25 protein-coding genes are annotated in these 25,769 nt (G+C 67.2%); 3 read left to right on the top strand and 22 right to left on the bottom strand.

What is annotated here, in order from left to right:
- Nucleotides 1-30 precede the first annotated feature (30 nt).
- Nucleotides 31-885, bottom strand: coding sequence for a 23S rRNA (adenine(2030)-N(6))-methyltransferase RlmJ (locus ABDJ40_RS02100; RefSeq protein WP_347605495.1), 855 nt, complete (start codon nucleotides 883-885; stop codon nucleotides 31-33).
- Nucleotides 886-1,096: 211 nt separating this feature from the next.
- On the opposite strand from ABDJ40_RS02100, the gene ABDJ40_RS02095 reads away from it, so the two are divergent.
- Nucleotides 1,097-2,170 carry an alkene reductase gene (locus ABDJ40_RS02095; RefSeq protein WP_347605492.1) on the top strand — a complete coding sequence of 358 codons (1,074 nt, stop codon included), beginning with the start codon at nucleotides 1,097-1,099 and terminating at the stop codon, nucleotides 2,168-2,170.
- 49 nt (nucleotides 2,171-2,219) lie between these two features.
- On the opposite strand, the gene ABDJ40_RS02090 is transcribed toward ABDJ40_RS02095, so the two are convergent.
- The 3 genes from ABDJ40_RS02090 to ABDJ40_RS02080 all read right to left on the bottom strand — a co-directional run bounded on the left by ABDJ40_RS02090 (nucleotide 2,220) and on the right by ABDJ40_RS02080 (nucleotide 5,033).
- Complete coding sequence (locus ABDJ40_RS02090) at nucleotides 2,220-2,789, bottom strand: MOSC domain-containing protein (protein ID WP_347605489.1); 570 nt, start codon at nucleotides 2,787-2,789, stop codon at nucleotides 2,220-2,222.
- A 51-nt stretch (nucleotides 2,790-2,840) separates the two neighbouring features.
- Nucleotides 2,841-3,764: a hypothetical protein gene (locus ABDJ40_RS02085; RefSeq protein ID WP_347605486.1), complete on the bottom strand. Its 924-nt coding sequence runs from the start codon at nucleotides 3,762-3,764 to the stop codon at nucleotides 2,841-2,843.
- 72 nt (nucleotides 3,765-3,836) lie between these two features.
- The gene (locus ABDJ40_RS02080) at nucleotides 3,837-5,033 is read right to left on the bottom strand and encodes a hypothetical protein (protein WP_347605483.1); all 1,197 of its coding nucleotides are present in this window, start codon (nucleotides 5,031-5,033) and stop codon (nucleotides 3,837-3,839) included.
- Between the two features lie 531 nt (nucleotides 5,034-5,564).
- On the opposite strand from ABDJ40_RS02080, the gene ABDJ40_RS02075 reads away from it, so the two are divergent.
- On the top strand, nucleotides 5,565-6,788 hold the full coding sequence (locus ABDJ40_RS02075) for a PKD domain-containing protein (RefSeq protein WP_347605480.1): 1,224 nt from the start codon (nucleotides 5,565-5,567) through the stop codon (nucleotides 6,786-6,788).
- Between the two features lie 375 nt (nucleotides 6,789-7,163).
- Here the strand turns inward: ABDJ40_RS02075 and ABDJ40_RS02070 are convergent, their stop codons facing one another.
- Nucleotides 7,164-8,048: a LysR family transcriptional regulator gene (locus ABDJ40_RS02070; protein WP_347605477.1), complete on the bottom strand. Its 885-nt coding sequence runs from the start codon at nucleotides 8,046-8,048 to the stop codon at nucleotides 7,164-7,166.
- A 389-nt stretch (nucleotides 8,049-8,437) separates the two neighbouring features.
- On the opposite strand from ABDJ40_RS02070, the gene ABDJ40_RS02065 reads away from it, so the two are divergent.
- On the top strand, nucleotides 8,438-9,502 hold the full coding sequence (locus tag ABDJ40_RS02065; protein WP_347605474.1) for a branched-chain amino acid ABC transporter permease: 1,065 nt from the start codon (nucleotides 8,438-8,440) through the stop codon (nucleotides 9,500-9,502).
- A 436-nt stretch (nucleotides 9,503-9,938) separates the two neighbouring features.
- Here the strand turns inward: ABDJ40_RS02065 and ABDJ40_RS02060 are convergent, their stop codons facing one another.
- The 17 genes from ABDJ40_RS02060 to ABDJ40_RS01980 all read right to left on the bottom strand — a co-directional run bounded on the left by ABDJ40_RS02060 (nucleotide 9,939) and on the right by ABDJ40_RS01980 (nucleotide 25,756).
- Complete coding sequence (locus ABDJ40_RS02060; protein ID WP_347605471.1) at nucleotides 9,939-11,012, bottom strand: hypothetical protein; 1,074 nt, start codon at nucleotides 11,010-11,012, stop codon at nucleotides 9,939-9,941.
- A 1-nt stretch (nucleotide 11,013) separates the two neighbouring features.
- The gene (locus ABDJ40_RS02055) at nucleotides 11,014-11,862 is read right to left on the bottom strand and encodes an HNH/endonuclease VII fold toxin-2 domain-containing protein (protein ID WP_347605468.1); all 849 of its coding nucleotides are present in this window, start codon (nucleotides 11,860-11,862) and stop codon (nucleotides 11,014-11,016) included.
- A gap of 176 nt (nucleotides 11,863-12,038) precedes the next feature.
- A complete protein-coding gene (locus ABDJ40_RS02050) occupies nucleotides 12,039-12,242 on the bottom strand; it encodes a hypothetical protein (protein ID WP_347605465.1) in 204 nt (67 codons plus the stop codon).
- A gap of 118 nt (nucleotides 12,243-12,360) precedes the next feature.
- Nucleotides 12,361-12,771 (bottom strand): thioredoxin domain-containing protein, encoded by a 411-nt coding sequence (locus tag ABDJ40_RS02045; protein WP_347605462.1) that lies wholly within the window; start codon nucleotides 12,769-12,771, stop codon nucleotides 12,361-12,363.
- 2 nt (nucleotides 12,772-12,773) lie between these two features.
- Nucleotides 12,774-14,111: a HEAT repeat domain-containing protein gene (locus ABDJ40_RS02040; RefSeq protein ID WP_347605460.1), complete on the bottom strand. Its 1,338-nt coding sequence runs from the start codon at nucleotides 14,109-14,111 to the stop codon at nucleotides 12,774-12,776.
- Nucleotides 14,108-14,884 (bottom strand): hypothetical protein, encoded by a 777-nt coding sequence (locus ABDJ40_RS02035; protein WP_347605457.1) that lies wholly within the window; start codon nucleotides 14,882-14,884, stop codon nucleotides 14,108-14,110. The genes ABDJ40_RS02040 and ABDJ40_RS02035 overlap by 4 nt, the downstream gene beginning before the upstream one ends.
- A 36-nt stretch (nucleotides 14,885-14,920) precedes the next feature.
- The gene (locus ABDJ40_RS02030; protein WP_347605454.1) at nucleotides 14,921-15,868 is read right to left on the bottom strand and encodes a beta propeller repeat protein; all 948 of its coding nucleotides are present in this window, start codon (nucleotides 15,866-15,868) and stop codon (nucleotides 14,921-14,923) included.
- Nucleotides 15,865-17,070, bottom strand: coding sequence for an HNH/endonuclease VII fold toxin-2 domain-containing protein (locus tag ABDJ40_RS02025; RefSeq protein WP_347605451.1), 1,206 nt, complete (start codon nucleotides 17,068-17,070; stop codon nucleotides 15,865-15,867). Before ABDJ40_RS02025 ends, ABDJ40_RS02030 begins: the two co-directional genes overlap by 4 nt.
- Nucleotides 17,071-17,095: 25 nt before the next feature.
- Nucleotides 17,096-17,485 (bottom strand): DUF4150 domain-containing protein, encoded by a 390-nt coding sequence (locus ABDJ40_RS02020; RefSeq protein ID WP_183106363.1) that lies wholly within the window; start codon nucleotides 17,483-17,485, stop codon nucleotides 17,096-17,098.
- 11 nt (nucleotides 17,486-17,496) lie between these two features.
- Nucleotides 17,497-18,591, bottom strand: coding sequence for a hypothetical protein (locus ABDJ40_RS02015; RefSeq protein ID WP_347605447.1), 1,095 nt, complete (start codon nucleotides 18,589-18,591; stop codon nucleotides 17,497-17,499).
- A complete protein-coding gene (locus tag ABDJ40_RS02010; RefSeq protein WP_347605444.1) occupies nucleotides 18,588-19,724 on the bottom strand; it encodes a DUF2169 family type VI secretion system accessory protein in 1,137 nt (378 codons plus the stop codon). The genes ABDJ40_RS02015 and ABDJ40_RS02010 overlap by 4 nt, the downstream gene beginning before the upstream one ends.
- Before the next feature lie 12 nt (nucleotides 19,725-19,736).
- Nucleotides 19,737-20,225, bottom strand: coding sequence for a hypothetical protein (locus ABDJ40_RS02005; protein ID WP_347605441.1), 489 nt, complete (start codon nucleotides 20,223-20,225; stop codon nucleotides 19,737-19,739).
- A 1-nt stretch (nucleotide 20,226) separates the two neighbouring features.
- Nucleotides 20,227-22,464: a type VI secretion system Vgr family protein gene (locus tag ABDJ40_RS02000; RefSeq protein WP_347605439.1), complete on the bottom strand. Its 2,238-nt coding sequence runs from the start codon at nucleotides 22,462-22,464 to the stop codon at nucleotides 20,227-20,229.
- Between the two features lie 410 nt (nucleotides 22,465-22,874).
- On the bottom strand, nucleotides 22,875-23,729 hold the full coding sequence (locus ABDJ40_RS01995; RefSeq protein WP_347605436.1) for an ankyrin repeat domain-containing protein: 855 nt from the start codon (nucleotides 23,727-23,729) through the stop codon (nucleotides 22,875-22,877).
- On the bottom strand, nucleotides 23,729-24,508 hold the full coding sequence (locus ABDJ40_RS01990; RefSeq protein WP_347605433.1) for an ankyrin repeat domain-containing protein: 780 nt from the start codon (nucleotides 24,506-24,508) through the stop codon (nucleotides 23,729-23,731). The genes ABDJ40_RS01995 and ABDJ40_RS01990 overlap by 1 nt, the downstream gene beginning before the upstream one ends.
- On the bottom strand, nucleotides 24,508-25,395 hold the full coding sequence (locus ABDJ40_RS01985; RefSeq protein ID WP_347605430.1) for a DUF4124 domain-containing protein: 888 nt from the start codon (nucleotides 25,393-25,395) through the stop codon (nucleotides 24,508-24,510). The genes ABDJ40_RS01990 and ABDJ40_RS01985 overlap by 1 nt, the downstream gene beginning before the upstream one ends.
- Before the next feature lies 1 nt (nucleotide 25,396).
- A complete protein-coding gene (locus tag ABDJ40_RS01980; protein ID WP_347605427.1) occupies nucleotides 25,397-25,756 on the bottom strand; it encodes a hypothetical protein in 360 nt (119 codons plus the stop codon).
- Nucleotides 25,757-25,769 lie beyond the last annotated feature (13 nt).

Genomic DNA, 25,769 nt, shown 5'->3' with positions numbered 1-25,769 from the left:
GGACCGCCGGTGCGGCCCGGCGGCCGGGCCTCAGCTCGCCCGCTGCTCCAGCACGAAGTTCGCGCCGTCGTACTGGCCCAGATGCTCGACCAGGTAGGGCAGGCACTCCTGCAGCTCGTCGTGCAGGGTGAAGGGCGGGTTGGCCACGAACATGCCGCTGCCCAGCATGCCGAAGCCACGTTCGTCGGGCTGGGCGACGGTCAGGCGCACATGCAGCCAGCCCTTCTTGGCGGCGGCATCGGCCGCGGCCTTGAGGCGCGTGGCCAGCTGGGCCGACTCCAGGGTCTGCAACTGCGGGTACCAGATCATGTAGACGCCGTCGGCAAAGCGCTGCAGGCCCTCGCGCAGGGCGGTCAGCACCTTGCCGTAGTCGGTCTTGATCTCGTAGGGCGGATCCATCAGCACGGCCCCCCGACGCGAGGGCGGCGGCAGCTCGCCCTTGAGCGAGGCGAAGCCGTCGGTGTCGGCGACCTGGGTGTTGGGCCGTGACTCGAGGTAGCTGGCCAGGATGCGGTGATCGGTGGGGTGCAGCTCGTAGGCCCGCAGGCGGTCGGCCTCGCGCATCAACAGGTTGGCGACGGCCGGGGAGCCCGGGTACTGGCGCAGCTGGCCGTCCGGGTTGAAGTCCTTGACCAGCTGGACATAGGCCGCCAGGGGCTCGGGCAGGTCCTTGCGGTCCCAGAGCCGGGCGATGCCGCTGCCGTACTCGGCGTTCTTCTGCGCGTAGCGGCCCTCGACGGAATAGCCACCGGCCCCGGCGTGGGTGTCGACCAGGGTGTAGGGCTTGTCCTTTTCGCCCAGGTAGCGCAGGACGCGGGCCAGCACCAGGTGTTTGAGAACGTCGGCATGGTTGCCGGCATGAAAGGCGTGTCGATAGGCGAGCATGTGCGCACTGTAGCAAGCGGCCGCCGCGCCACCTAGGGCCATCACTCTCAACGGAGCGCCCTAGCACAGCGGCGGCGACGCTGCAGTGCGCCTGCCCAAGCCCGGGCCGCCACGGGCGCTGTCGCCAGCGTGGCAGGCGGCGGGCCGGCATATTGGCTACGCTTGCGGCACTTTCCTCGTTCCTGCGGCCTGCAGCCGCACCAGAAGTCCCATGCCCAACCTCTTCGACCCTCTCCGCGCCGGCGACCTCGAGCTCGCCAACCGCATCGTCATGGCCCCGCTCACGCGCAGCCGCTCCGTGGGCCTAAAGCCCGGCCCGCTGGCCGTCGAGTACTACCGCCAGCGGGCCAATGCCGGCCTCATCATCACCGAGGGCGCCCAGGTCAGCCTTGAGGGCCAGGGCTATCTGGACACCCCGGGCATCCACAGCCCCGAGCAGGTCGAGGCCTGGAAGAAGGTCACCGACGCCGTGCATGCCGAAGGCGGCAAGATTGCCGTGCAACTGTGGCATGTGGGCCGGATCTCGCATGCGGACTTCCAGCCCGGCGGCGGCGCGCCGGTGTCCTCCACGGCCCGGCCCATCCAGGCCAAGACCTTCACCGCCCGCGGCCTGGAGCCCGTGACCCCGGCCCGCGCGCTGCGCACCGAGGAGATCCCCGGCGTGGTGGCCCAATTCGCGCATGCGGCGCGCTGCGCCATGGAGGCCGGCTTCGATGCGGTGGAGGTGCATGGCGCCAACGGCTATCTGATCGACCAGTTCCTGCGCGACAGCATCAATGACCGCACGGACGCCTATGGCGGCTCCATCGAGAACCGCGCCCGCTTCCTCGTGGAGGTCATGACCGCGGTGAGCCAGGCCATCGGCGGCGGCCGCACCGGCCTGCGCCTGAGCCCGGTCACGCCAGTCAACGACGCCGGCCAGGACAGCCAGGCCCAGGCTCTCTTCAACCATGCCGTCGAGCAGCTGGCGCCGCTGAACCTGGCCTTCCTGCATGTGATCGAGGGCATGACGGGCGGCGCCCGAGACATCGCCCCCTTCGACTTCGCCGCCCTGCACCAGCGCTTCAAGGGCGCCTGGATGGTCAACAACGGCTACAGCCGCGAGATGGCGCTGAAGGTGGTCGCCGAGGGGCAGGCCGACCTGGTCGCCTTCGGCCGGGACTTCATCAGCAACCCGGACCTGGTGCGCCGCCTGCGCCTGAACGCGGAACTGGCCCAGCCCGACCGCAGCACCTTCTATGGCGGCGGCGCGAAGGGCTACACCGATTACCCGGCCCTGGCCTGAGCCGCTCCGAGGCCTGGCTCACGCGCTGAGCCAGGCAGGCCGGGCCGCTTCAGGCCCGGCGCATCTTGGCGCGGAACAGCTCGGCGATGTTGACCTCGCGCGGGCCCGGCACCAGTGCGAAGTCCTCGCCGGCCTGCAGGCTGCCGGGCTTGAGCACGGCCAGGTAGAAGCCGCACCAGCCGCTCTGGCTCATCAGCTTGGCGGCCTGGTTGAAGCCCATCACGGCATTGAACTTGAAGCAGGGCTGGCGCGGTTCGCTGACGGCCAGGTCGCAGTCGGCGAAGCGCAGCACGTCGCCCACCCACACATCCTTTTCGGTCAGGCCCTGCAGGGTGAGGTTCTCGCCCAGCGCACCAGGCGCCAGCGGCTCGTTCCAGCCCGCGACCCGGGCCTGGGCACGCACCGTCTGCCAGAAGGCGTAGTGCTCCTGCGGATAGGCGTAGACGGCCTTGCTCAGGCCGCCGTGCACGCTAAGGTCGGCCTGCTCGTCGCCCTCCAGCCCCAGGGGCGCCACCGCCACCCGCCCCTCGCGCGGCGATTTGCGGATGCCGCTGACATGGGACTGGCCCTCGACGAGCAGGGGGTGGACGCGACCGGTGTTGAGCGAAAGGATCTTCATGGCAGGACGGCAGTGAGGCCGCCACTCTACGCCATGCCCGCCGGCCGCCGCTCAGGGCTTCAGGCGCTCGGCATGCGCGAGGGAGGACTGGATCACGGGCAGCAAGGCCTTGAGGTCCTCGGCCCCGGCGGGGCGTGTGCCAGGGTTCAGCACCCAGTTGACCTGGCGCGATCCCACCTGCAGATACACGCTCAGGGCCAGATGGCCCGGCGCCGCGCAGTGGTGCTGGGCAAAGGCGCCCTCGCCCAGCTCGGGGAGGTCCAGCTGCTGGCAGGAGTCCGCCGCCCCGGCCTTCATGTTGCGCAGGACCTCGACGGACGCCACCGGGCTGCTCATGGCCACCAGGGCGGCCGAGGTGCTGCCGACGCTGGCCGAGCAATGCTGGGCGCCCATGCGGTGGATCTGCGGATTCGGGCCGATCAAAGCCGCGGCCTGCGCGGGCGTGAACCACTCGCACGTGCCGAAGCTCTGGTCCGCCTTGGCGCGCCGGGCCAGGGCCTGCTGGCCCAGGCTGGCCAGGGCCCGGCGGGTGTCTTCCGAGCTACCGGCCGCACCGTAGAGCATGAGGGTGAGCGTGTCCGTCTGGTCCTGGATGATCAGGCTGAGGCTCTGCATCGGCGCATCCGCGGGGGAAACGAGGAAGCTGGCCCGCTGGCCCAACGCCGGGACAGCCACGAGCTGCTGCCCGCTGTCACGGCCTGCGGCGATGTGGGCGTCGAAGACCTGGGCGGCCTCCCCGGCCACGGGCCGGCGCAGAAGGTTGAGCATCAGCGTGCCCGCGGCACCGCTGCTCCAGCTGCACATGCCGGCTGGATCCTGACTCATCAAGGTGTAGGCCCCGCCCAGCTGCGCGCGGACCTCGTCGCGGGCCAGCAGCACGCAGTCAGCGGCAGGGGCGGCCAGGGCAGCACCGGCGGGCAGGGCCAGGGCCAGGGCGGTCAGGCAGGTGCGGCGATGGAAGGCAGAGAGCTTCATGGGAGGTGTCGGGCGGTTTGGAAAGTCGGGGGATCGGCGAGCGCGGGAATCGGGAAGGCCTGCGGTGGCCGTTCAGTCCTGCCCCGCGGGATGGGCCTTGCGGTAGCGCTGGTACTCGGCCGAGCGGCGCAAAGCGTCCAGCTCGGGCCAGTCATCGGGCAGTTCCACCTCGCGATGCTCCGCCTCGTTCAGGGCCTGGAGCAAGGGTTCGCGGTAGCGCTTGGGGTCCCAGGCCGCGGCCTTGAGATAGACGCGCAGCCGCGTCTCGAAGAAGGCGTCGTGCACGCCCTCGCCCTCGATGGGCGAGCCGATGTCGAAGACCGCGTCGATGTGCTCGATGGACTCCTGCAGCGCGGCCAGCGAGCGGGCCTTCTCCATGCCCTCGTGGGCCAGCATGTTGTGGCAGGCCCGGCGCGTGGCCCGCACGATGTTGTAGCTCTCCAGATAGGCCCAGTCGGCCGACCCGACGAGCTGCTTCACGGCCAGACGGCAGCTCGCCAGGGCCTCCGGAATGCGGCCCGTCTCGTAGAGGGCGAAGCGCTTGAAGTCCAGCACCCAGGCCCATTCCTCCTTCTCGGAGAAGCCCGGATCGCGGCGCTTCAGGTCTGCCTCGAGCCCCTGCACCAGCTGCATCACCCGCGGATAGTCCAGCGCCGACATGGCGCGCTGCGCGGCCACCATCTGGCTGTGGAAGTCTTGCGCAGGCGCCGCCGCGGGCGAAGCGGCCGGGCGCTGCGCCGCCTGGGCTGGCGCCGGCGCTGGCCCTGCGCTGGTGCCTGCGGCGGCCCCGCCCAGGCGCTCCTGATGCAGGCGCAGCAGGCGCGCCGTGTTGCCGAAATGCGGGCGCCCCTTGGCGGACTCCGCCTCGGCCAGCTGGATGCCATCGGCCAGCGTGGCGGGATCGGCCTGGATCTCGCGCAGCAGCATCAGGGCGGCGTCGCGCTTCATCACGCTGAAGCGCTCCTGGCGCGCGAAGGCCAGGATCTGCGCGCCCAGCGCAGGCCGCAGGGGGGTGGTGATGTCCGCCGGCTGCCGCGCGTCACGGTCCAGCAGGCCGCTCAGCAGCTTCAGCGCCTCCCATTGCTGCTGCTCGCTTTCGCGACCGTTGAGCGCAGCCAGCAGCGGCTGGACGTCGCGGGCATAGTCCAGCGGGCCGGCCTGCTGCTGCATCTGGGCGAGGGCCGACGGCAGCGTCTGGGCCTGGGCAGTGCCGATCAGCACGTGAGGCAGGAGCAGGGCAAGGGCGAGTGCGAGGGAGGGGGTTCTCATGGAAGCGAAAGCGAAAGCGAGGGCGGGGCGGCAGCGGGCGTGGAGCCAGTGATCACGACGTACCGTCTGGAATGGGGCCGCCACGGCCGCAAGACGAGGGCGAGGCGACGGGGTCGGTGACCGATCCAGGAAAGGCTGAGGGGCCAAGGCCGCCCGGGTGGCAGACCATCGTTGCGCCCGCCTACCTGCTGATTCTCCCCGGACCATGTCATCTTTTTGTGGCCCGGATGATAGTGAGCGCCAGGCCAGCGAAGCGCCATTTGTGACGCTTGCTCACATCTCGTCATCAGGACTTTCAACTGCCTGCCGCAAAGAGGGCGCGAGCCGGCCAGACAGGTCGCCCTGCGCACACAGCGCGTCACCGTCACCGGGGGCTGCGACAGGCGCTGTCCAGGCGGCGCTGCACAATCCGCGCACGGTGCCGCCCCCTCGTCGGAGGGACGTTGCCGGCCAGTGCTCCTGGGACCTAGCATGTCGCCCGAGCAGGCTCGGCGAACTCGGGGCATCTGCGAATCCAAGGGAGATCCAACAATGTTGTCAAAAGAAATCCAGCGCCTGGGCGTCCCGCCCGTGCTGCTGACACTGTCTCTGCTGCTGACTGCCTGCGGAGGCGGCGGTGGCGGCACCACGCCGCCGGCCAATGCGGCGCCGGTGGCGCGCATGGCCGACGTGGCCTCGCCCCTCTACACCGGCGACCCCGTCCTCCTGGACGGCCGCACCAGCAGCGACCCCGACAGCGACCCGCTGAGCTTCGAGTGGTCGATCACGGAGCGCCCGACGGGCAGCACGGTGCAGCTGGGCACCAGTGCCCCGGGCCTGAGCTACCTGATCCCCGACGCCCCCGGCCGCTACGGCGTGGCCATCCGGGTGAGCGACGGCAAGGGCGGCGAATCCCGCCTGACCAAGACCTTGGACGTGCAGGCCGCCCCGGCCCTGAGCATCGCCCTGGACCAGGCCGAGCCCCTGGGCGGCCCGGTCCAGCTGCGCCTGAGCCGCAAGGTGGCCTTCAACAAGGTGACCTGGTACGTCGACAGCAGGCAGCTGGGCGAAGGCAAGCAGGACGACGCCGGGCTCATCGCCTGGGACGCCGGCTTTCAGACGGACGGGCCGCACCTGATCCAGGCCCGCCTGGATTACGGCAGCGGCATCACCGCCCAGGTGGAGCGGCAGGTCCAGGTCAAGACCCCCAGCATCAAGCTGAGCAAGCCGTATGTGTGGTACTACGGCAATACCGCCATCGTGGTGGAAGCCCAGTCGGTCTATGGCGTGGACAAGGTGCGGCTGTCCTACAAGGGCACGGTGCTGGGCGAGCTGAGCGCACCGAACGCCTGTGGCGAGTCCCCGGCATGCCCCGGCCCCTTCACCAGCTACTACTTCCCGGTGAGCGCGGCCCAGACCGGCAGTGGCAAGGTGACCCTGGACCTCTACGCACGCGACAAGGCCGGCGCCGAGCGCACGCTGCAGGTCGAGGCCCAGGTGAATCCGATGATCTCCCTGAGTTCGCCCGTGACGGGGGCCTCCGTCCATAACAGCTTTACGCTCAGCGGGAAGCGCGAGCAGGCACACAGCGCGGTCAGGCTCGAGGTCCGGCTGGGTGACCTGCTGGTCTATTCCCAGGCCGACGTCGGCGAGACCTTCTCCATTCCAATCTCCGTGGCCGGCCTGGCTGCGGGGCGCTACACCGTCACGGTGTCCGCCAAGGACGCACTGGAAGGTAGCGCCATCCTCACGCTGGAGGTTGTGGTCGTCCCGTAAGCCCGCCTTACGCGCACCCCGCTCACCCGCCTTCCCGAGCCCTAGGCCCCTCTGCTGGGCGCCGAGGCCAGCAACTTCCGGCGGACCGGCTCCGCCTTCTCCGTTGCTGGGGGGCGCGTGAGCCGGGGACGTCGACACCCTGGCGGCCACGGACCTGGGGAGATCCAGCGGCGTGCAGTCACGCCCATCAAGGCCAGACAAGGCCATGTGCCGGGTGAAGCCGCGGGCTCGGCCAAGTCGAGGCCGCCCCCTGGCAACGATGCCATCAACTGGCGCTGCAGGGGTGCGCCGTCCACCGACCGAGTGACTGACGGCGGCTTGCCGGCCTCCTGCCGGTTGGTGGCCCGGGCCTTGCCCCACCCAGACCCTGCCGAGCTACCGCCCGCCCCCGGCAAGCCAGTCCACGAAGGCGCGTACCTTGGGAGATAGCTGCCTGCTGGAGACCCAGACCGCGTTGAAGCGGCCGGACAGGCTCACCTGCCCCGGCAGGACCTCGCACAGGCGCCCCGCCGCCAGCTCCTCGCGCACCAGGAAGTCCGGCATGCAGGCAATGCCGACGCCGCGCAGGGCCGCGCTCTTCAGGGCCTCGATGTTGTTGCAGGCCAGCGCCGTGCGCAGGCGCGCGTTCACCTCCTGGCTTTCGGGTGGCAGCGGCCAGTCCAGCAGCTTGCCCGTGTTCGGGTGCCGGAAGCGCACCGCCACGTGCGATGCCAGCTCCGTCACGTCTGTCGGCGCCCGCCGGCGCGCCAGGTAGTCCGGCGAGGCGCACAGCAGCAGCCGGAACGCATTCAGCGGCCGGGACACGAGTCGTGAATCCGGCAGCGCGCCGCTGCGGATGGCGATGTCGACAGACTCTTCGATCAGGTCCACCGTGCGGTCCGTGAAGACGAGGTCCAGCTCCACCTCGGGGCAGGCCGCCAGGAAGCCCGGCACCAGGGGCATCAGGAAGTGGTGCCCCACGATGGGCGCGCTGACACGCAGGCGGCCCCGCGGTGCGGCCGTGGCCCGTCCCAGCTGGGCGCGGGCATCGTCCAGGTCTTCGAGGATGCGGCGGCAGCGTTCGTGGAACTGCCGGCCTTCCTCGGTCAGCTGCACGCTGCGGGTGCTGCGATGCATCAGGCGCACGCCCAGCTCCTCCTCGAGCCTGGCCACCGCCTTGCCCACCGCGGAAGCCGACAGCGCCAGGTCCCGCCCCGCGGCCACGAAGCTGCCCCGCTCGGCCGTTCGAACAAAGGCCAGCAGGCCACTCAGCTTGTCCATCGCACTCCAGACCTCGGCTCGGTTCCAGCCTCCGATTGCAGCACCGGCGCAGCGGGGCCGATTGCAGCGTTTTGTTCCGGCTGGAACGGAGCGCCAGCGCATTGATGCCGATGGCGCAGAAGTCTACCCTTCGCTCACACTCCCAGCCCCCGCCTGCCATGAAAGCACTGCCCTGCCCTTGCCCCCGCCCTGCCGGGGACTCGCCCCGCGCCCTGGCCTTCCGTGAGTCGTTCAATCCGGCATTCCGTACGGCATTCAATGAGGCATTCAGTGAGGCCGTCAGCCCGTACTGCAGCGCCCACGTCAGCGCCACTGGCCCGACCACTTCCTGCCGCAAGCCGGTGCCAGGTCTTGCCTGGGCAGCCGGTCCACGTGGCCTGGAGGCTTGAATGCCCTTGCCTCGCTCGCTGGCCCACGGCCTGGGCCTTGCCGCCGTCCTGCTGGCCCTCCCCCTGGTGCTGCAGGCCGCCGGCAGCCACTGGGTGCGCAGCCTGGATCTCTGCCTGCTCTACGTGATGCTGGCCCTGGGCATGAATGTGGTCGTGGGCTATGCCGGGCTGCTGGACCTGGGCTATGTGGCCTTCTATGCGATGGGGGCCTATCTGTGCGCGCTTCTGAACTCCGCCCAGCTCAGCGAGCATTTCGCCTGGGCGGCCGCCCTCTCAGGCAGTGGCTTCTCAACGGCCTGGTGGATCACCGTGCCCGTGGCCGGTGCCGTGGCCGCCTTGCTGGGTCTGCTGCTGGGCGCGCCCACGCTGCGGCTGCGGGGTGACTACCTGGCGGTGGTGACCCTGGGCTTCGGCGAGGTGCTGCGCCTGCTGATCAACAACCTGGGCGCCGAGCCCGTCAACATCACCAACGGCGCGCGCGGCATCGGTCCGGTCGGACCGCTGCAGGTCTTCGGCCTGGATCTCAGCCGGCCGTTCCTGCTGGCCGGCCACGAGATCGCGCCCGTGACGCAGCACGCCTACCTCTTCCTGGCCCTGACCCTGGCCACGCTGCTGGCCTGCCATCGGCTGCAGCGCTCGCGCATCGGCCGCGCCTGGATGGCCATCCGCGAGGACGAGGTCGCGGCCGAGGCCATGGGCCTGCCCACGAGCCGGCTCAAGCTGCTGGCCTTTGCGGTAGGCGCCGGCTTCGGCGGCGTGGCTGGTGCCATGTTCTCCAGCTTCCAGGGCTTCATCTCGCCGGAGTCCTTCACGCTGCAGGAGTCCATCTTCATCGTCGCGATGGTGGTGTTCGGTGGCATGGGCCACCTGCCCGGCGTGCTGCTGGGCGCCGTCGTCCTGGCCGGCCTGCCCGAGGCCCTGCGCTACGTGGCCGGCCCCTTGCAGGCCTGGAGCGAGGGCCGCCTGGATGCGGGCGTCCTGCGCCCCCTGCTCATCGCGCTGACCATGGTCGGCACGATGCTGGTGAGGCCGCATGGTTTGTGGCCGGCGAAGGGGCGAGGCTAGCGCTGTCATCGGCGAATCGGCAGCCAGGCTCGGTGCGTTCGTGGCCATCGCCTTGACGCATGGCTGCGCATTCCTTCACCGCGACCATGAGCGCGGCCAGGGCGGCGAAGCGAAAGGCCGGCAGGCTTCCTCGATGGACTGCAGGGCCTTCTGCTCACTGGCAAAGGCTTCTGCTAGCCCGTGGCCTGCTGACTGATCTGCGACTGCTCAGCCGCGGCCTGCATGAGCAAGGAGCCCACGGTGTCGGCGTGGCGGCCCAAGGCAATGGCAGCCTCGGCGCGCACAGACAGGCGCTGTCCTGCAACAAGAGCAGCAGCGAAGGGGCGCCGCCGCTGGCGCGGCAGGCAGCGGCACGCACTACTGGGTTCGGATGCGCCAGGGCGGATCAAGATCAGGCCCGGCGGCCAGACCTGCGGCTTCCGCCACGTCGACCAACTCAGTCATCCGGCATGCCGTCGAACAGCACGGTCCAGGTCTTGCCGTCATAGGTGGCCGCACCATGGCGCCCCGCCACCAGCATCGTCTTGCCGTCCGGCGAGACATCAATGCGGTGCGCAAAGCACGCCACCTGCGCCGGCATCGGGTCCTTCTTGGCCTGGTGCGCGGGCACCATCTTCTTGCCCTCCAGCACGAAGGGGCCGGCGCTGTCATTGGTGCACCACAGCCTCCCCGCGAACCAGGCCGAGTCCTGGTAGGGCAGCGTGCTGTCCGCCTGCACGATGCGCTCCCAGCGCTCCTCCTGGCCCTTCCACACCGAGCAGCGCCGGTCAGTGATGTAGGCCGTGCCGTCAGGCGCCACGGCCACGGTGAAGAGATCGAGGTTGGTGGGGAAGGCGCGCTGGCGCCACTTGTCTTGGGTGCGTTGCCAGAGGGTGCCGGCGTGGCCCACGGCGTACATCTCCTGCTCGTTCAGGCCGGCCAGGTCGTTGAGGTTCGCGTCGCTCAGCGCAGCGCGGATCTCCTCGTCGCTGCGGCCCAGCTTGAGGCCGGCCGGAATGGGGATCTCTTCATGGGTCACCCATTGCTGGCCTGCCGTGCGCTCGAAGACGCGCATCGGGGCGCCGACGGCGAAAACAGTGTGACCTACGCGCACGGTCTTCGAAATCGCGCAGCCGACTTCACCGACGTCTTGGTAGCCGTATCCCTTTCCATCGAACGGGATCTCTAGCTCTCGCCCTTTGTACTCCTTCGGCTTGTAGGAATAGATCTCTCTTCCGATACCGGCGACAACAAATTCTGGCTGCTTAGGTTGCCAAGCTGACGCAATCATCCCACCCACACCTATGGAATTGGTCGTTATATAGAAGAAGCGCGTGTCTATCGGATTAGTCAGCTTGACCGCAAGCAAGCGCATTTGCCACCCATGTTCAAGATGGGCATCCGCCTCAACCTCTTCGTAAATGAGGAATCCAAGCCGACCATCCTCGAATCCAAAGGTGCAATCACGAACGAAGAAGCCATCCATGTACTTCTTCCAAGCTGATTTATCAAACACCATCATGTTCTCCATATCAATCTTCCGCACCGCCTTGGCTCTCAGGTTGTTCCCCTGTCCCATCATGCGGCCTTACCGTTGCATGCTTGCAGTCAAGGCACCCCGGCCCATTGCTGGCGGCCTTGCCGCAGTAATAGCTGTCCAGCTGCGCCTGCAGGCATTCCTTGTCGCAGCCATATACACGGCTCACTTCATCCAGCACAAGATCCCGCGCCTTGGTGTAAGGCATGGATGCCGTTCCAGCATGACCTGATTTGCGCAGCTCGACCTTGGTCAATCCATGCAAAACCCCATGCGACCCTTCATGCTGGTTGTTCCCCTCCACGCACATCGTGGGAGAACCACCTTCGCTGTAGCCATCCCAGCAAGCTCGCTTGGGCAGCTTGTCCCGCGGCATTGAGTTCTTGAGCTTCCCTTTGTCATCCAGATTCTTCGGGTCAGCCGCCCATGCCTTCTTTGCCTCTGCGCCCTTGGCCTCATCTCGGAACATGGCATCTGGCAACAGGTGGTGCCCCGTCTGTCCCGGGCAGCAGCCTTTGCCGGCCCATTTGGCCGCCGTCTTCTTGTCAAACGGAACGAGCATGCACTTGCGCGCGCGCAGGCAGGGATCTGCAGCCGCATAGGCCGATTGGATATCCGCCATCACCTCGCGCGCCACCTTCTTTTGCTGCTCCTTGCTGAGCTTGCCGAAGTCCTTGAGCTCATCCTTGTACTTGTTCAGCGTGCCCGAGATCTTGCCCGCAGCCTCCTTGAGACGCTCCACCGTTCCCTTGAGATCCGCCACGGTTTCCCGGATGGTCTGCACCTTGCCGATGGCGTCGTGCGCCGTCACGGCCACATCCACCGCCGTCATCACCCAGCCCACGACGGGAATCCAGCCCGTCAGCCCGCGGCGCACTGCCAGCTTGGCAAGCTGCTTGCCGGTGTACTCGAGAGCCTCTTGCTCCAGCTTCCCGATGACGTTGTCCTTGAGGGTGTCAGCGATCTTCTTGATCGAGTTCTGAATGTCCCCAAACTCCTGGCGCCATTCATCGAAGTTGCCTAGGCCGGGCTGCCGGACGCGTCGTACTGGTAGCTGCGCTCTAGCGCCACCTGCTGTGCGTTCCCCATCCGCAAGGCCCGGTGCTTGAGCAGCCGGCCCTGCGGGTCATGCTCGTACAGGCTGGCCAGCCCCTGCCTGCGGCCCACTTCGCAGGGCAGGGCATCGCGCTCGATATCGCTGATCAGCGCGTGGCGGCCGTCCACCGCGATATTGATCTGGTGCAGGAGCCCCGAGCCGTAGACCAGCCCCTACAGCGTACGCGGGTCGGGCAGCTGGGTGTGGCTGCGATCGGGGGGAACGACCGCCGTCTCGTCGCAGCCCTCAAGCCGCCCAGTTCCTCGCACTGAACGCCGCCCACAGATCCGGCAGTTCCGCGCTGATGGGCAACTCCCTCAGCCGCTCCGGCACGGCGCCGGGCGCAGGCGCCGGATCGATGGCCTCCAGCACCGCCACCTGCTGCAGCTGCCCCTGGCGCCAGCGCAGCAGCAGGGGCAGGTCTTCTGGGACGAAGTCGCCCAGGAATTCGGCGTGGTCTTCGAGGTCCAGCCACAGCCAGGTGAGCTCGGCCTGGTCCTGCTGCGCGCACAGCGCCTCGAAGGCCGGGCGCAGGGCTGCGCACTTCTGGCACCAGGATTCGGCGCCGAGCGCCACCAGCAGCTCGGCGCCTGGGTGCGCCAGGCGCAGGGCCAGGGCCTGGGCATCGGTCCAGGGATCGAGGGCTTGGGTTTGCATGGTCATGTGAGGCTTGCGAGCGCCTCGTCCTGAGCCATCAATGCGATGGCGCCAGCCCGAAGCTGGATGCGATGGCCGGTCTGTAGCGATGGCGCCTGTTGAGCCTGGGCATTCCAGGCCTGCGCCGCCACAGCGCGCAGCAGCTGCGGCTGGTTGGATTCGATGCGCAGCAGCGCCGCCAGGCGCTCCGGGGTCAGGTCTTGCCCCAGGAGCACGCGGTGCCCGGCCTGCAAGGCCAGCATGGCGTTCACGGGGTGGGCGCGCACGGCCTGGGCATCGGGCAGCGGCAGGCCCTGGTCGCCATCCTGACGGGCGCGCGTCAGGCCGGCATCCAGGTCAATGGGCGGCTCGGCTGCGCTCAGGCCCTGCTCGGCCAGGTCCACGCCCGTAAGGCTCTGCCAGACGAAGCCTGCCCAGCGGGCCTGTTGCTCATCATCCAGCGCCTTCAGCACAAAGCCCAGATGAGCCGGGGCGCCAAGGAAGAGCACGAAGCGCAAGGCTTCCCGCATTGGCAGCTGCCCCATCAACGACGCCAGCTCGGCGCCCTGCTCCGCCGGGTCCACCAGCCACGCCAGCTGCCGCAGCCAACGGGCCAGGCGGCGCTGCGCCTGCAGGCGGTTCCAGCCCGTGGCCTGCTGGCTGATCTTCGACTGCTCAGCTACGGCCTGCATGAGCACGGAGCCCGCGGTGCCGGCGTGGCGGCCCAAGGCAATGGCAGCCTCGGCGCGCACAGACAGGTCGCTGTCCTGCAACAAGGGCAGCAGCGAAGGGGCGCCGCCGCTGGCGCGGCATGCAGCGGCACGCACCGCCGGGTTCGGATGCGCCAGGGCGGCTGCCAGCACCTGGGCCGGCAGCTCGATGCCGCGCAAGGCGCAGCATCGAAGCGCGGCGACCAGTTGCACCTGGTCGGGCTTGGCATCGCTGGCAATCAGCGGCCAGGCCGCCTCGCAGAAGCGCTGAACCGCCGCCTCCGGGGCCGCCGTCAGCCCACTGACGAGGCCACGTAGCAGCAGGTCCGGCTGGCGCGCCACCTGGGTCAGCACAGAGGCCAGCGCCTCCCTCTCATCCAAGCCCAGCGCCACATGGCTGGCCACATAGGCCTCGCCCGGCTTGCGCCAGCGCTGCAGGGCCGCCAGCGCGTCCGGCCAGGCGGCGGCGCCAGCCACCGTCAGCCCCTCCAGGTGCGCGGCCAGAAGCCTTGCGAAATGCTGAAGGCGCTCGGCGCGCAGGCCGGGTTCGTGGGGTGCGTTGTCGAGTTGCTGCCAGTAGAAGGCGGCGTCCTGGATGTGGCGCTGTACCAGAGCACCGATCACAGGAGTCGAGAGAGGCTCGGCGCTCATCGGCTGGGCGGCAGAAAGGGATTGAGACCAGACTTCACCAGATCGAAGAAGCCATATGGATCAAAGCCGTCTTCTTCGGACAAGACCTCGGGCTTCAGGTAACTTTGCGGATCGTCGTAGTAGTGCCATCCCCATCCATGCTTTGCTCCGGTGCTGCGCCCGATTCCAACGGACTCCGCCTCGAAACCTTCCGCACCTTCAATATAGATATATTCACATTGAGCAGTGCGGGGCATCTGCTGGTCATCGACAACAATGTACGGGGCATTCACAACGCCTCCGACCTTGAGCATGCCATCGTTCCCGCGACCGAGGATTCCGAATATTGACGTCAAATTTCCAAGAACTTCCTTGTGACCACGCCCTGAATCCAGAAAGTTGCATGCCACATCACCCGACACCGAAAGGCCCAGGCCGACATCATCAATCAGATCCCCGAGGACTTTCAAGTTCCCGACAACGATCAGGTCATGTACCGGCTTTTTGCAGCCCAAACTCCGGGAAATCTTTGCCAGCCACTTCCCGGTAATGTCCCCTTGAACCGTCAGATCGCCAAGATGCACAAGACGGGGGCTGGCTCCTCTGTCAATGAGGAATCCAAGCTCCTCGTAGCTGGAGCCATCTTCGGCAACCATAAAACCGGCCGCATGGCCAGCTACATTTGAATTGGCCTGTGGTGGCTTGCCCCCCGCCCCCTTGGCCGATTCATCTTTTTCAAGATTGCACAAGCGCTGATGAATGCGGAACGCCTTTTCAAGAAGTTCGTTTTCCATGGCTAGCTTTCGGGCTATTCGCAGAATCCAGGCGACTCAATACAGCCGATGCCAGGCCTTGCCATCGCAGATTGCCGCGCCACCGAGGCCCCCCAGCAACATCACGCCATCCGCCGCTGACAGGTTTCCGGCGCAAGCACGGACTTCGGGCGGCACATCGGCATCCACCAGCCGGCCCTTGGCATCCAGCGTCCACAGGCCGTATTCGGAAGTGCACCACAGCCTGTCCTGGAACCAGACGATGTCCTTGAAGGGCACACTCATGCGGTCTTCATGGATGACCTCCCAGCTGTCCTCGCGCCCACGCATCAGGCCGCCGGATTGCAGGCCCACGTAGACGTTTCCGTCCCCGGCGCAGCACACCGATTCCATCAACATATTGGTGGGAACGGCACATTGGCGCCATAGCTTGCCGTCGTACCGCCAGACATCGCCTTCGCCGCCTACAGCGTAGATATCGTTGGCATTGAAGCCGGCGATTGCGTCAAAACCATAGTCCGTCACCTTTTCTGCAGGGGGGTCCGTCAGGTTGGCACGGATGGATACCCAGGTCTGATCATCATCCAAATAGCAGACATGACGCCAGCCGCCACAAACGTACAAGCGTCCGTCAATGGTGCTGAGGTTCTTGGGGCCAGAGCTCAAGGGGCCTTGGTCTGATCGAGGAATGTCCGGCCACATGCCATCCCCGGCATCCCCGTGCACTGCCACGCTCTTGACTCGCCCCAGCATCACGGAGGTCTTGCCCAAGTTGGGGGCAGTCCCCAGCAAAGGGAACAGGAAGCCCGTGTACTTCCGCCCCTCCAGATTGGCGTTGGCACCAAAGGAAACGGAGCACAGCACCCGATTGCCGTCGTCTTTCGCCACTCGGCTGAACAAGATGAAGCTGACTGCATGCCGATCAATGACAGCGCAATCGAAAACCCAGCGATTGTCGAAGGCACGCTTCAGATAGGACTCGTCGAATTTGTAGATAGTGCTCATATCCTGTCTCCCGCGCTGTCAACTGGATTCCCTGCAATCCCGGATTCCTTCTTGGGCCTGCAATTCAGTTTGTCGTAGAAATCCTTGAGCTGGGCCTTGAGGCAGGCCTCGCTGCACCTGGATTCCGGAAAAGTCTTTCTCACTGATTCAACCCCTGCGTCAATGGCGCTGCTTTTCTTCATGTTGCCCCCGAAGGGCACCGTCCTGTGCTTGTCGTCGAGCACGTTCAGCAGCGACTTGTGCGCCTTCCCGTGTGACCCCAAGCTGTTGTTAGCGCCCTCCACGCACATTGTTGGCGCATTGGCGTGCTGCGAACCGTTGTAGTTCTTGCAATGGTCAAACATCGCCTCTGGCAGCAGATGGTGACCCGTCTGCCCCGGACAGCAGCCCTTGCCTTTCAATGCAGCGGCACTGCCCGTTTGGTTGTAGGGCACCAGTTGGCAGCGCCGCGCAGTAATGCAGTCATTGGTGCGCGCGGCACCTTCCATCGCATCGGACACCAACTCGTCGCGCTTGAGTGCGCCGGTCTTCGGATCCTTGTAGCGATCCAGCAGCGACTCCATCTCCTTGACCTTCTGAGTCGCCGTATCGATGGCTCGGCGAGCGTTCTCGATCTCCTTCTTGAGCTCGGGAAACTCGTGGATGGCATTCGCCAGGTCGCGGGCTGCATCCGCCGTCATCGCCACGTTCACGGCGATCCCGACGACCGGTCCGCCCAGGAATGAAGCCACCCGGATGAAGCCCTGCTTGAGCGCCATCTTGGCCAGCTTCTTCTTGACGGCCCGTTCCAGCGCGTCAATGGCCTTTTGCTCCACGGCCTCCAGCGCCTTCATGCCCAGTTGCTCGGCTGCCTTGGCCGGCAACTCGCTCATCTCCTTGAAGAGATCGTCAGCACTTCCGGGCTTGAACATCAGGAAGTCGCAATGGTCGCCCAGCCAAGCGGTGCCCCCGCTGCCGGTACCCGTATGCTTGGGCAGCTTCAGCTTGCTCAAGGGGCCCGAGCGCTTGGCATGGCGCTGGGCCTTGGCATTGTCATCCTCCGGTTTGCAGGCCTCTTCGATGCGCTCTTTCTCCTTGCCGCAGTACTTCTTGACGGCCTTGGAATCGAGATAGGGGAAGGTCGCCGTGTTTCCAACCGACGGCGCGCCCTTGCGCGGCTTGCTGCCCGCTCCCTTGTCACCCACACGCTTGCGGGGCTTCACATTTGCTGCTCTTGCCATGACAGGATCACCGATGGTTGTGCGTCATGGGGTCGGTGTGCCGACAGACATTCAGCCCCTCCACCTTGACGTTGCCAGACCACTCCGTGAAATAGGCCTTGCCCTTGATGACGCCGGTCTGCCGGCCTTTGGCAAAGGCCATGGTGGCGGGTTCATTGCCCGTGCTGTTGGCCAGGAAGCTGACGTTCTTGAGCGCCAATGGCGTACCGCAAATGAACACCGTGGAGCTGCCCTCCTGGAGTTGGGAAGCCAGTGCTGTATTGGGATAGGGGATCAACTGCGGACCGGCACTGGGGGGAGGGGGACTCCAACAGGGATCAGGAAAGGCGCACCGGGAGACGCCGTCCGCCGCCTTGGAGCACACCTCGTTCCCGTTGGCATACACATGAGTTTCCATTGCAGGCTCGCTTATACGGTGGCGACAACCACGGCGGCACGCCGCCCGTCGTCAGATGCAAGATGAAGGATGCCGCAGGACCCGGGCGACAGCGGGTGCAGCATGCTCCTCGACAGATAGGCCAGCATCGCAGGGCCCAAGGCAGCACCGACCTCACCGAGGCTGTCACACAGGGTCAGCAGGTCCAGTGCGTCGCCACCAGAGGGTGCGATGCGCGACATGGCGTTGGCAGACTCTCGTGAGTAGAAGGCCTCGCCGTTCTGGTCACTGCAGCGGAAGTCCAGGTCACGGTAGTCCAGCGCCGCCTCGGCCAACGCTGCCCTCAGCGCTCGGGTGAGGCCTTGCGCTCGGCTGGGCGTGCTGCCATCCACACGCCCCTCCTCCTGGGACGAGGCATGCCCCAGAACGCAGACGGCAGGCTCAATCGGGTCAGGTCTTTCCTGCTGCAACAGCACGGCCGCGGCAGCCTCGCCGGGGATGAAGCCGTCAGAGTTCTGCTGCACCAGCAAGCGCTCCTCGCCCATCAGCCGGCTAATGGTGGCGGCATCGATCAGGCTGTCCACCCCCGCCAGCAGGACCGCATCGACCTCAGGGGCCTGCAGCAGCCGTTGTGCTTGCGCGAGTGCATCCGACAGACCTGCACGCCCGAGAGGCAGCACGCCGGATTCAGGGTGGAAGGATAGGTTCAAGGCCTCCACGGCCCTGGTGAACGTCACATCCCACTGATTGCCGTCGAGGGGATACTCTGGCCGGTCTGGTGCCAGCCAGACCACGGCTACACGGCTCGGATTCAGCCCCGGCATGCCCTTCAAGCAATCTTCCAGGGCCTTCGTCAGCCAGATGGCCAGCCTTGAGGCACCCCACAGTCGGCGCTCGGGCATCGCTGCAACCAGGACCCGCTCTCCGGTGTGTGTCTTGAAATGGCTTTGCTGGAAGTGATCCATCCCTGCAGCAATGCAGGCACGCGCCGCCGCCAACTCATAGCCTACAGCGCAACAGAGGCCTGCGCTCTTGATGTAGAGCGGTGCGCGCAGCGCAGTACCAGGCTGGGCAGGATCCACGCTTGGTAAGCGGCGCCACCATGCATTCAGCTTCTCGATGATCACTCTGCGATCTCCCGAGAAAGAAGCGCCTCGGGCGGCATGTCGCCGCATCCGGCGCATCCACCTTCCTGCTCAAACCCCAGGCGCCGAGCGTCCCACCATGCACTGTCAACCTTGCCAATCGTCACTGTGTCGATTTCCTGGATACGGCGACGCAAGGGCGCATTGGCGCGCCAAACAACGCTGAAGCGGCCCTGCTCCAACTCGAAGAACAAGGTGTCCGCAGGTGCTGGCACGACCTCCACGCTGTAATCCGTGCGCAGGATCCGAACCTCCAGAGAGGCGAGGTCAGGCAGCCGGAACTGGAGCCTGGGAATTCCTCTGAGCATGCCCTCCAAGAGGACTTGCTCCCCGCCCTTGGGATACGGCATCTGCTGGTCAGAAGGCGCGCACTGGTTGAATTCATCGCTGAAGTCGTCAGGCAAAAACGGGGCAACGTCCTGCTCCCACGCCTCGTCGTAGGTTCCGGCAAACCGAAGGCGGCTCGGGAAATTGCTCGGGACGGCGGAGAAGGCCTGCGGCCTCACTTTGTCAAACGGCGACTTCAGCCGCTGGTCAACGGCTTCCAGCTGCGCGGCGGGCATGGTGTCGATCTGATCCGCAGTACGCTTGCCTGCAAAGCCTCGCCCAATGGGGTTTGGAGAATAGACGTCGGCTTCCCCTGTCCCTGCGCCGCCTTTGCTCAGCGGCACCGAACCTCCGAACGCATACCCGAGGTGCAAAGGCACGCTGACTGCAGGCTGGCTGGGGCTCAACGAATTGACACCAAGTGTCCTGAACCAATGCCGCGGCCCATGGGCGCGCAAGGACTTCTTCAAGGGCCCCACTTGCCAGCTGGCAAGCATCTCCTTCACCGGCTGCCCGGTAGGTGAATGTGCGCATGCGTCGAACAGCACGTCGCAGCGCGGCTTGAAACGGGCGAAGTCACTGGGATAGCGCAGGGCGCTGGCGCCAGGCTCACCGTAAAAGTCGTCTGAAACAGACAAAGGCTCAGGCATGCGCGGCCTGGGTCGCTGTCCCGGCATGGGAATCTGCCAGCTGCTCTTGGCGACCACCACCAGATGCTCGCGGCCAGAAACGTCCAGTGCCACAGCCACGTCGGCAATCAAGTGCTTGCCTCCAACATGAATCTGCATATGTGCAAGACCTCAGTTCACATGCACCGAGCCACCCACAATGCGCTGAGTGGCGGAGGCATGGCTGGTGATGTAGGTCCCCCGCAGCTGGATGCGCCCGTCGGCCAGCAGCAGAATGGCGGCCTCGCCGCAGCGCAGCTCGATGCTCTCCTGAGCCTCGATCACATGATGCTCACCGTCCACGCGCAAGTCCTTCACCTGGACGGATGCCGGCATCTGATCCCAGACCAAGCCGAGCACCAGGGCCGACTGGGCCGACATCAGGCTCATGGCCACCTGGCGGCCCACATGTTCGGCACCCAGGGGCACCAGGCTGCCTCCCAGCGTCAGCTCACCCAGGGCCGGGGTGCTGAGGGCAAGCTCAGTGCCGCGCAGGCACAGGGTGCCCAGGACGATCTGCCCCATGCCCGGCATGGTGCTTTGGACGACGGCCTCCAGGTGGGACGTGCCGTCCTGCACAGCCTCGGCAAGCTGGGCCTGGCGTTGATTGGTCGACGGCACCTCAGTTCTCCAGAATCTTCTTGCCCTTGACGGTGATCTCGCCATCGGCATTGAAGCTCTGGGAATCTGTGGTCCCCACGCTGAAGGTATGCCCATTGATCGTGATCGTCCCATCCGACTTCATCGTCAGGCTCGCCTTGCCCACCGTGATGCTGAGCTCGTCGCCGGCCTCGATGGTGTAGGTCTTGCCCACCGTCGTGCTCTTGCTCATGCCGATCTGCGCGCTCTGGTTCAGCGCCACGATCGTGTTCATGGCCGCGCCGACGGTAGTCTGGTAGGCCAGGCCGATGCTCAGCGCCTTGGCCAGGCCGATGGTCTCGGCCTTGGCCAGCGCGATGGTCTCGGTCTTGGCCCCGCCGATGGTCACACTGCGATTGGACCCAATGCTCACCGTCTGGTTCTGCCCGATGGTGATGGTCTCGTTCTGCCCCACGTCCTCCGTGCGGTTGTCCCCCACGCTGATCGTCTCGTTGTGGTCCACCCGCTCCTTGCGGTCGTTGTGCACCGTGATCGTCTCGTCGTGGTCCACGGTCTCGGTGCGGTCGTGCTTGACGTGCACCGTCTCGTCGTGGTCGATGGTCTTGCTGCGGTCGTGGCCCACCCAGTGGCTCTCGTCGTGCTCGACCTCGATCCGCTGGTCCTTCTCGGCATGCAGCCAGACTTCCTCCTGGCCCTTCTTGTCCTCGAAGCGGATCGCGTTGGCGTTCTCGTAGCCGCCGCCCTTGCTGGAGCGGCTGAGCATGCCGGTCTGCGTCTTGTTGGCCGGCAGCTCCCAGGGTGGCATGTTGTCCTGGTTGTAGACGCGGCCCGTGATCAGCGGGCGGTCCGGGTTGCCGTCCAGGAACTGCACCAGCACCTCCTGCCCGATGCGCGGGATGGCCACGAAGCCGAAGTTGCTGCCCGCCCAGGTCGAGGCCACGCGCACCCAGGCGCTGCTCTTGTCGTCGAACGTGCCCTCGCGGTCCCAGTGGAACTGCACGCGCACGCGGCCGTATTCGTCGGTGTGGATCTCCTCGCCGGCAGGGCCCACCACGATCGCGGTCTGCAGGCCGTAGATCTTGGGCTCGATGGAGTTGTGGCTGCGCCCGGGGCGCCAGGGCACCTTCTTGCGCAGGCAGCTCAGCTGGGCCTGGTAGTGCGAGACCTGACCCTGCTGGGTCTCGAAGTTGTTGCTCGCGCTGTGGCGCACCTCCAGCACGAGGAAGCTGGTGTCGTCACCATCGTCCACCAGACCAAAGCTGTCGCTCATCACATGGCCGGTGAGCTGGAAGTAGCGGCCGGGCTGCATGCCGCGGAAGTCGGACACGGCCACGAAGTGCTTGGCCGCGGCTTCGATCTCCTCCATGCGGCGGCGCACGTAGTCGCGGCCCGCGCCGGCGTCGGCATAGCCGTAGGCACCGGCGTATTCGTAGACCTCGAGCTGCGGGATGTCTCCCTGCTGGTTCAGCGTGGGCGTGTCCGCCATCTGCGGGCGCGGGCGCTTGAAGTCGAAGCTCGACGCGCTGAAGGACGTGCTCGCCACATTGCGCACGGGGGTCAGGCCTTGCACGCCGGGCTCGCGCACGCCGGCGTCACCCTTCCAGGGCACGGCCGCGCCGCCGTCCAGGGGCTCGCAGGCGGTGGAGTCACCGCTGATCACCAGGGTGTGGCCGTCCTTGGCGTGCTCGTACCAGTAGTGCCAGCCCAGGGCCTCCCAGCGGCGGTGCAGGTAGTTGTAGTTGCTCTCGTCGAACTGGCAGGCGTCCGTCATGACCGGGTCGCTGCCCAGCTGCTGGCTGCGCCAGTCGGCATGCGGGCATTCGCCCAGCAGCTGCGCCGTCTGCTGCTCCACCGTCTTGAAGTGGAAAAGGCGGTTGTTGCGCGTCAGGCGCAGGAAGGCCAGCCAGGGCAGCAGCACCATGTCGTAGTACGCGAAGCCGCCCTCGTTCTTCACGAAGCGGAACTCGAAGACATGGCCGTTGAAGAAGCGCGAGCTGCCGTCATCCCGCAGCAGCTCGATGCTCACCATCTTGCCCAGCACGTCCTTCAGCGCGATGTCCGGCTGGTCCGACAGCACCTCCACCACGAAGTGGAAGTCGCGGGACAGGCCTTCCGTCGCGTCCAGGCGGTTGGCCACCATCAGCGCGGAGGGGCCGTCGTCCCGCGGGAAGTGCAGCTGCAGCAGCCGCGCGTTCTGGCGTTGGCCCCGGATGAATTGCAGCAACGCGCCGCTGGCTTCGCTCAGCGCTTGTGATGACATGGTTGATTCCTCCCTGGTCCAGGCCGCGCCGCACTGACTTCCGTGCAGGCCACCCTGGATGAACAGCGCTCCCGCTTGGGGCGCTGCCTTGCTTGCATCCCGCGGCTTCCTCTGCACAGCGCCAACCCTTGGTGTCAGCGGCATTCGCGGCATCAGCGGCCTCAGCCGCCGCAACGCCTCCTGCTGGCGCCATGCGGAAGAACCCTAGAAGCGGCAGATTGTTTCAAGGGGACTGGCGACTGTCCGCAAGCAGGTGCGTCGTACTGCAAGCGAATGTTTCTAAAGCCTTGAGAAGTTAGGAAGTGGCGCCGGTAGCGCCCCTCCATTCAGGGGTTGCGCACACCCAGCGGGCGGGCAGCGAACTTCGCCCGCCCCAGGGCCGGCCGCCATGACCGGGCGGAGCGCAGGGATCAGGGCAGCGCCCCATGCACGAGCAGGAGGTCAACCATGTCCTGGTGCCCCCCTTGCATCGCCGCGCCCAGCGCGCTTTGCCCCTCGTAGTCACGCAGATCGGTGCGAGCACCGTGCTCCAGCAGGGCCCGTGCAAGGGCCAGCGAATTGAAGCGTGCGGCATGCATCAGGCCCGTTCGCCCCCGCCCGTCCGCCAGGTCCACCGGGCAGCCATGGGCAAGCAGCAAGCGCACCCACGGGTCCAGGGCCTCGGGCGTCAGCGTGGCAGCCTTGGGTGACAGCTCCTGCCAGAGCGTCATGCCGCCCGGGGCGTCCTGGGGCTGTGGGTCGGCTCCCAGGGCCAGCAAGGCCTCCGCCTGAGGAAGTCGCTGCAGCAGCACGGCCAGGCGTAGTGGTGCGGTCTTTCTTGCGACGCCGCCTGCGTCATCAACGGCATCGGCACCGTCGATGCGGGCCCCCGACTGCACCAGCAGCCGGATCGCCTCCGGCTCCGCCCTTGCGATGACGGCCAGCAGCAGCGGCGTCAGAGGTGCCTCGGGAAACTCGCGCAGGGCGAAGCTGGCATTCAGATCCGCGGCCGGACGCGGGAGCAGCAGCTGCAGCGTCGGCAGGTCCCGGCGCATGAGAGACAGGGCCAGCAGCGATTGCCAGGTCGGGCGCGGCAGGGTCGCGACCGGCCGTTGGCTCAGCGCCTGACGAAGCGGTTCCTGCAGGTGCTGGCGAGCCATCTCCAGCAGCTGGGCGTCGGTGGCCGCGGGCTTGGCCTGCACTGGAGCCAGGGTCGCGGCCAGCAGCAGGCCAAGGACGAGGCCCGGCCAGCCCGCCCAGGGTCTCGATGCGCGCGGCCAGTCCATCACTGGGACGGATTCGCCGCCAGCACCCGTCGCAGCAAGGCCTCGTGCCCGCCGCGGGTCGCCACCTGCTGCAGGCTCTCGCCACGGGCGTTGCTGCGGCGAGGGTCGGCGCCTGCCAGCAGCAGCCGGCGCAGGGCGCCCTCATGGCCCAGTTCGGCGGCAATCAGCAGGGCCGGATCGCCGCTCATGGCCGCATTGGCATCGAAGCCGCGCGCCAGCAGGGCGCCGGTCAGCCAGTCCGCATGCGCGGACCGCTCCGTCAGCAGGGCGGCGGGCAGCAGGTAGGGCTTCTGGCGTGCATCGCTCAGCGAGGCCCCCTGCTGCATCAGCAGGCAGGCCGTGGCGGCCTGGCCTTGCAGGATGGCGTGATCCAGGGCGGTGTCGCCTGAAGCGCTCTTGGAGGGGAGCCTGGCGCCCAGGTCCAGCAGCACGCGCACGGCGGCATGGTTGCCCACGCCGGCGGCCAGGTCGAGCAGGGTGAGGCCCTGCGTGCCGCGTGTGCGGTCGAGGTCCTGCCCCTGCAGCTGGCGGCGCAGGACCTGGGGCTCCGTCTGTTCGGAGACCAGGCGCAACAGGGCGTCCGAGGAGGGACGCCCGGCCACCAGGCGCGAGGACGGCGCGGCGAGCAGGGCCTCGCAGGCCTGCCGCTCCGCCGCGCTGAGCGCCTGGCGCGCGGACGCTGTTGCGGCCTTTGCCGCGGGCGCCTGGGCGTGCGCAACAGGCAGCATCAGCAGGCAGGCGATGCCGATGAGCAGGCGGGCGAGGCGAGGTGCGCCCATCACTGCCCTCCCTTGCGCTTGATGCCCTGGTCGATGAGCGCCCGGGCCTCGTCGAACTTGCCCTGTGCCATCAGGCTGCGCAGCTCCAGGGCCTCCTCGGGCTCCAGGATGCCCTTGTCCACCAGCTTCTTGCCCAGGCGCATGCCCTCGATGGCCGAGATGCCGCGGAACACGTCCGGGTCCAGCGCCCCGATGCCGAGGTCCAGCAGGGGATTCAGCACCCGCGTCGCCGCCGTCGCCCGCGCCGTGCGTATGCCCGCGCGGGCCGACTCCAGTTCCTTGGCGCTCTGCTTGGCCGCGGCCGCCTGGCGGGCGTCCTCGACCTTGAGGTACTGACCCAGGCGCGAGTTGGAGTACGTGGGTGCCTTGGGCGCCGGCAGGGTGCTGGCCTTGGCGCCCAGCACATCGGCGTAGGGGCCCCAGCGGTCGCGCTTCATCATTTCCTTGACGCTGGACTCCAGCCACTTCTCGGCGCTGCCGCCAAAGCTGCCGGTGGCCAGGCCCAGGCCGGCGGTGAGGCTTCGCTCCCCGGCCTTCACGCCGACCAGGGTGTCGCGCAGCGGGCGGAACTGAGGGTACTTCTGCAGGGCGAGCCAGGCCTTGGGGTCGGACTTCTGCAGCTCCTGCAGCACCAGGTCCAGTTTGCGCGGGCTGTTGCTGCGCAGGTAGCTGAGGTAGTCGAGGTAGTCGTTGATCTTCGGGATGCGTTTTTGCGCTTCCTTGATCAGCTTCTTGGCTTCGTCGTAGTCCTGCTTGTTCTGCTCGTCGCTGCGGGTGCGCGCCTGCTGGCCGGGTCGCACGGCCTCGACGGTGCCAGCGCCCTGCGGGGTGTCGGTGAACTCGACGCGGCCATCCGGACGGACGACGCGGTAGACGGGGCCGCCCATCTCAGATCACCTGCAGAGCCAGCAGCCGCAGGGGCTGCGGATGGATCAGGGCACGCAGCTGCAGGGCACCCGCGCGCACCTCCAGCTGCCAGGGTGCGATGGCGCTGAGGCTCAGCGCGGCATTGCCCGGGCCGTCATCGAAGCGCAGGCTCCACCAGCCCTGCTGCATCTGGCGCAATAGGGCCTGGGACTGGTCGCGCAGGCCCAGGTGGGCCTGCTGCAGCGCCTGCACGAGCAGGACCGGCAGGCCGCAGGCCTCGGCGCCCGTGCTGGCCAGGGCCTGGCCCTGCTGCTGCTGCCAGTCGCCCGGCAGGCAGTGGGCGGCGCACTGCGCGAGGGTGGGATCGCTGATGTCACTCATGGCAATGGGCTCC

The sequence above is a fragment of the Roseateles flavus genome (assembly GCF_039872765.1).
GTDB lineage: Bacteria > Pseudomonadota > Gammaproteobacteria > Burkholderiales > Burkholderiaceae_C > Roseateles_B > Roseateles_B flavus.
This window is presented reverse-complemented; position numbering and strand designations above follow the sequence as displayed.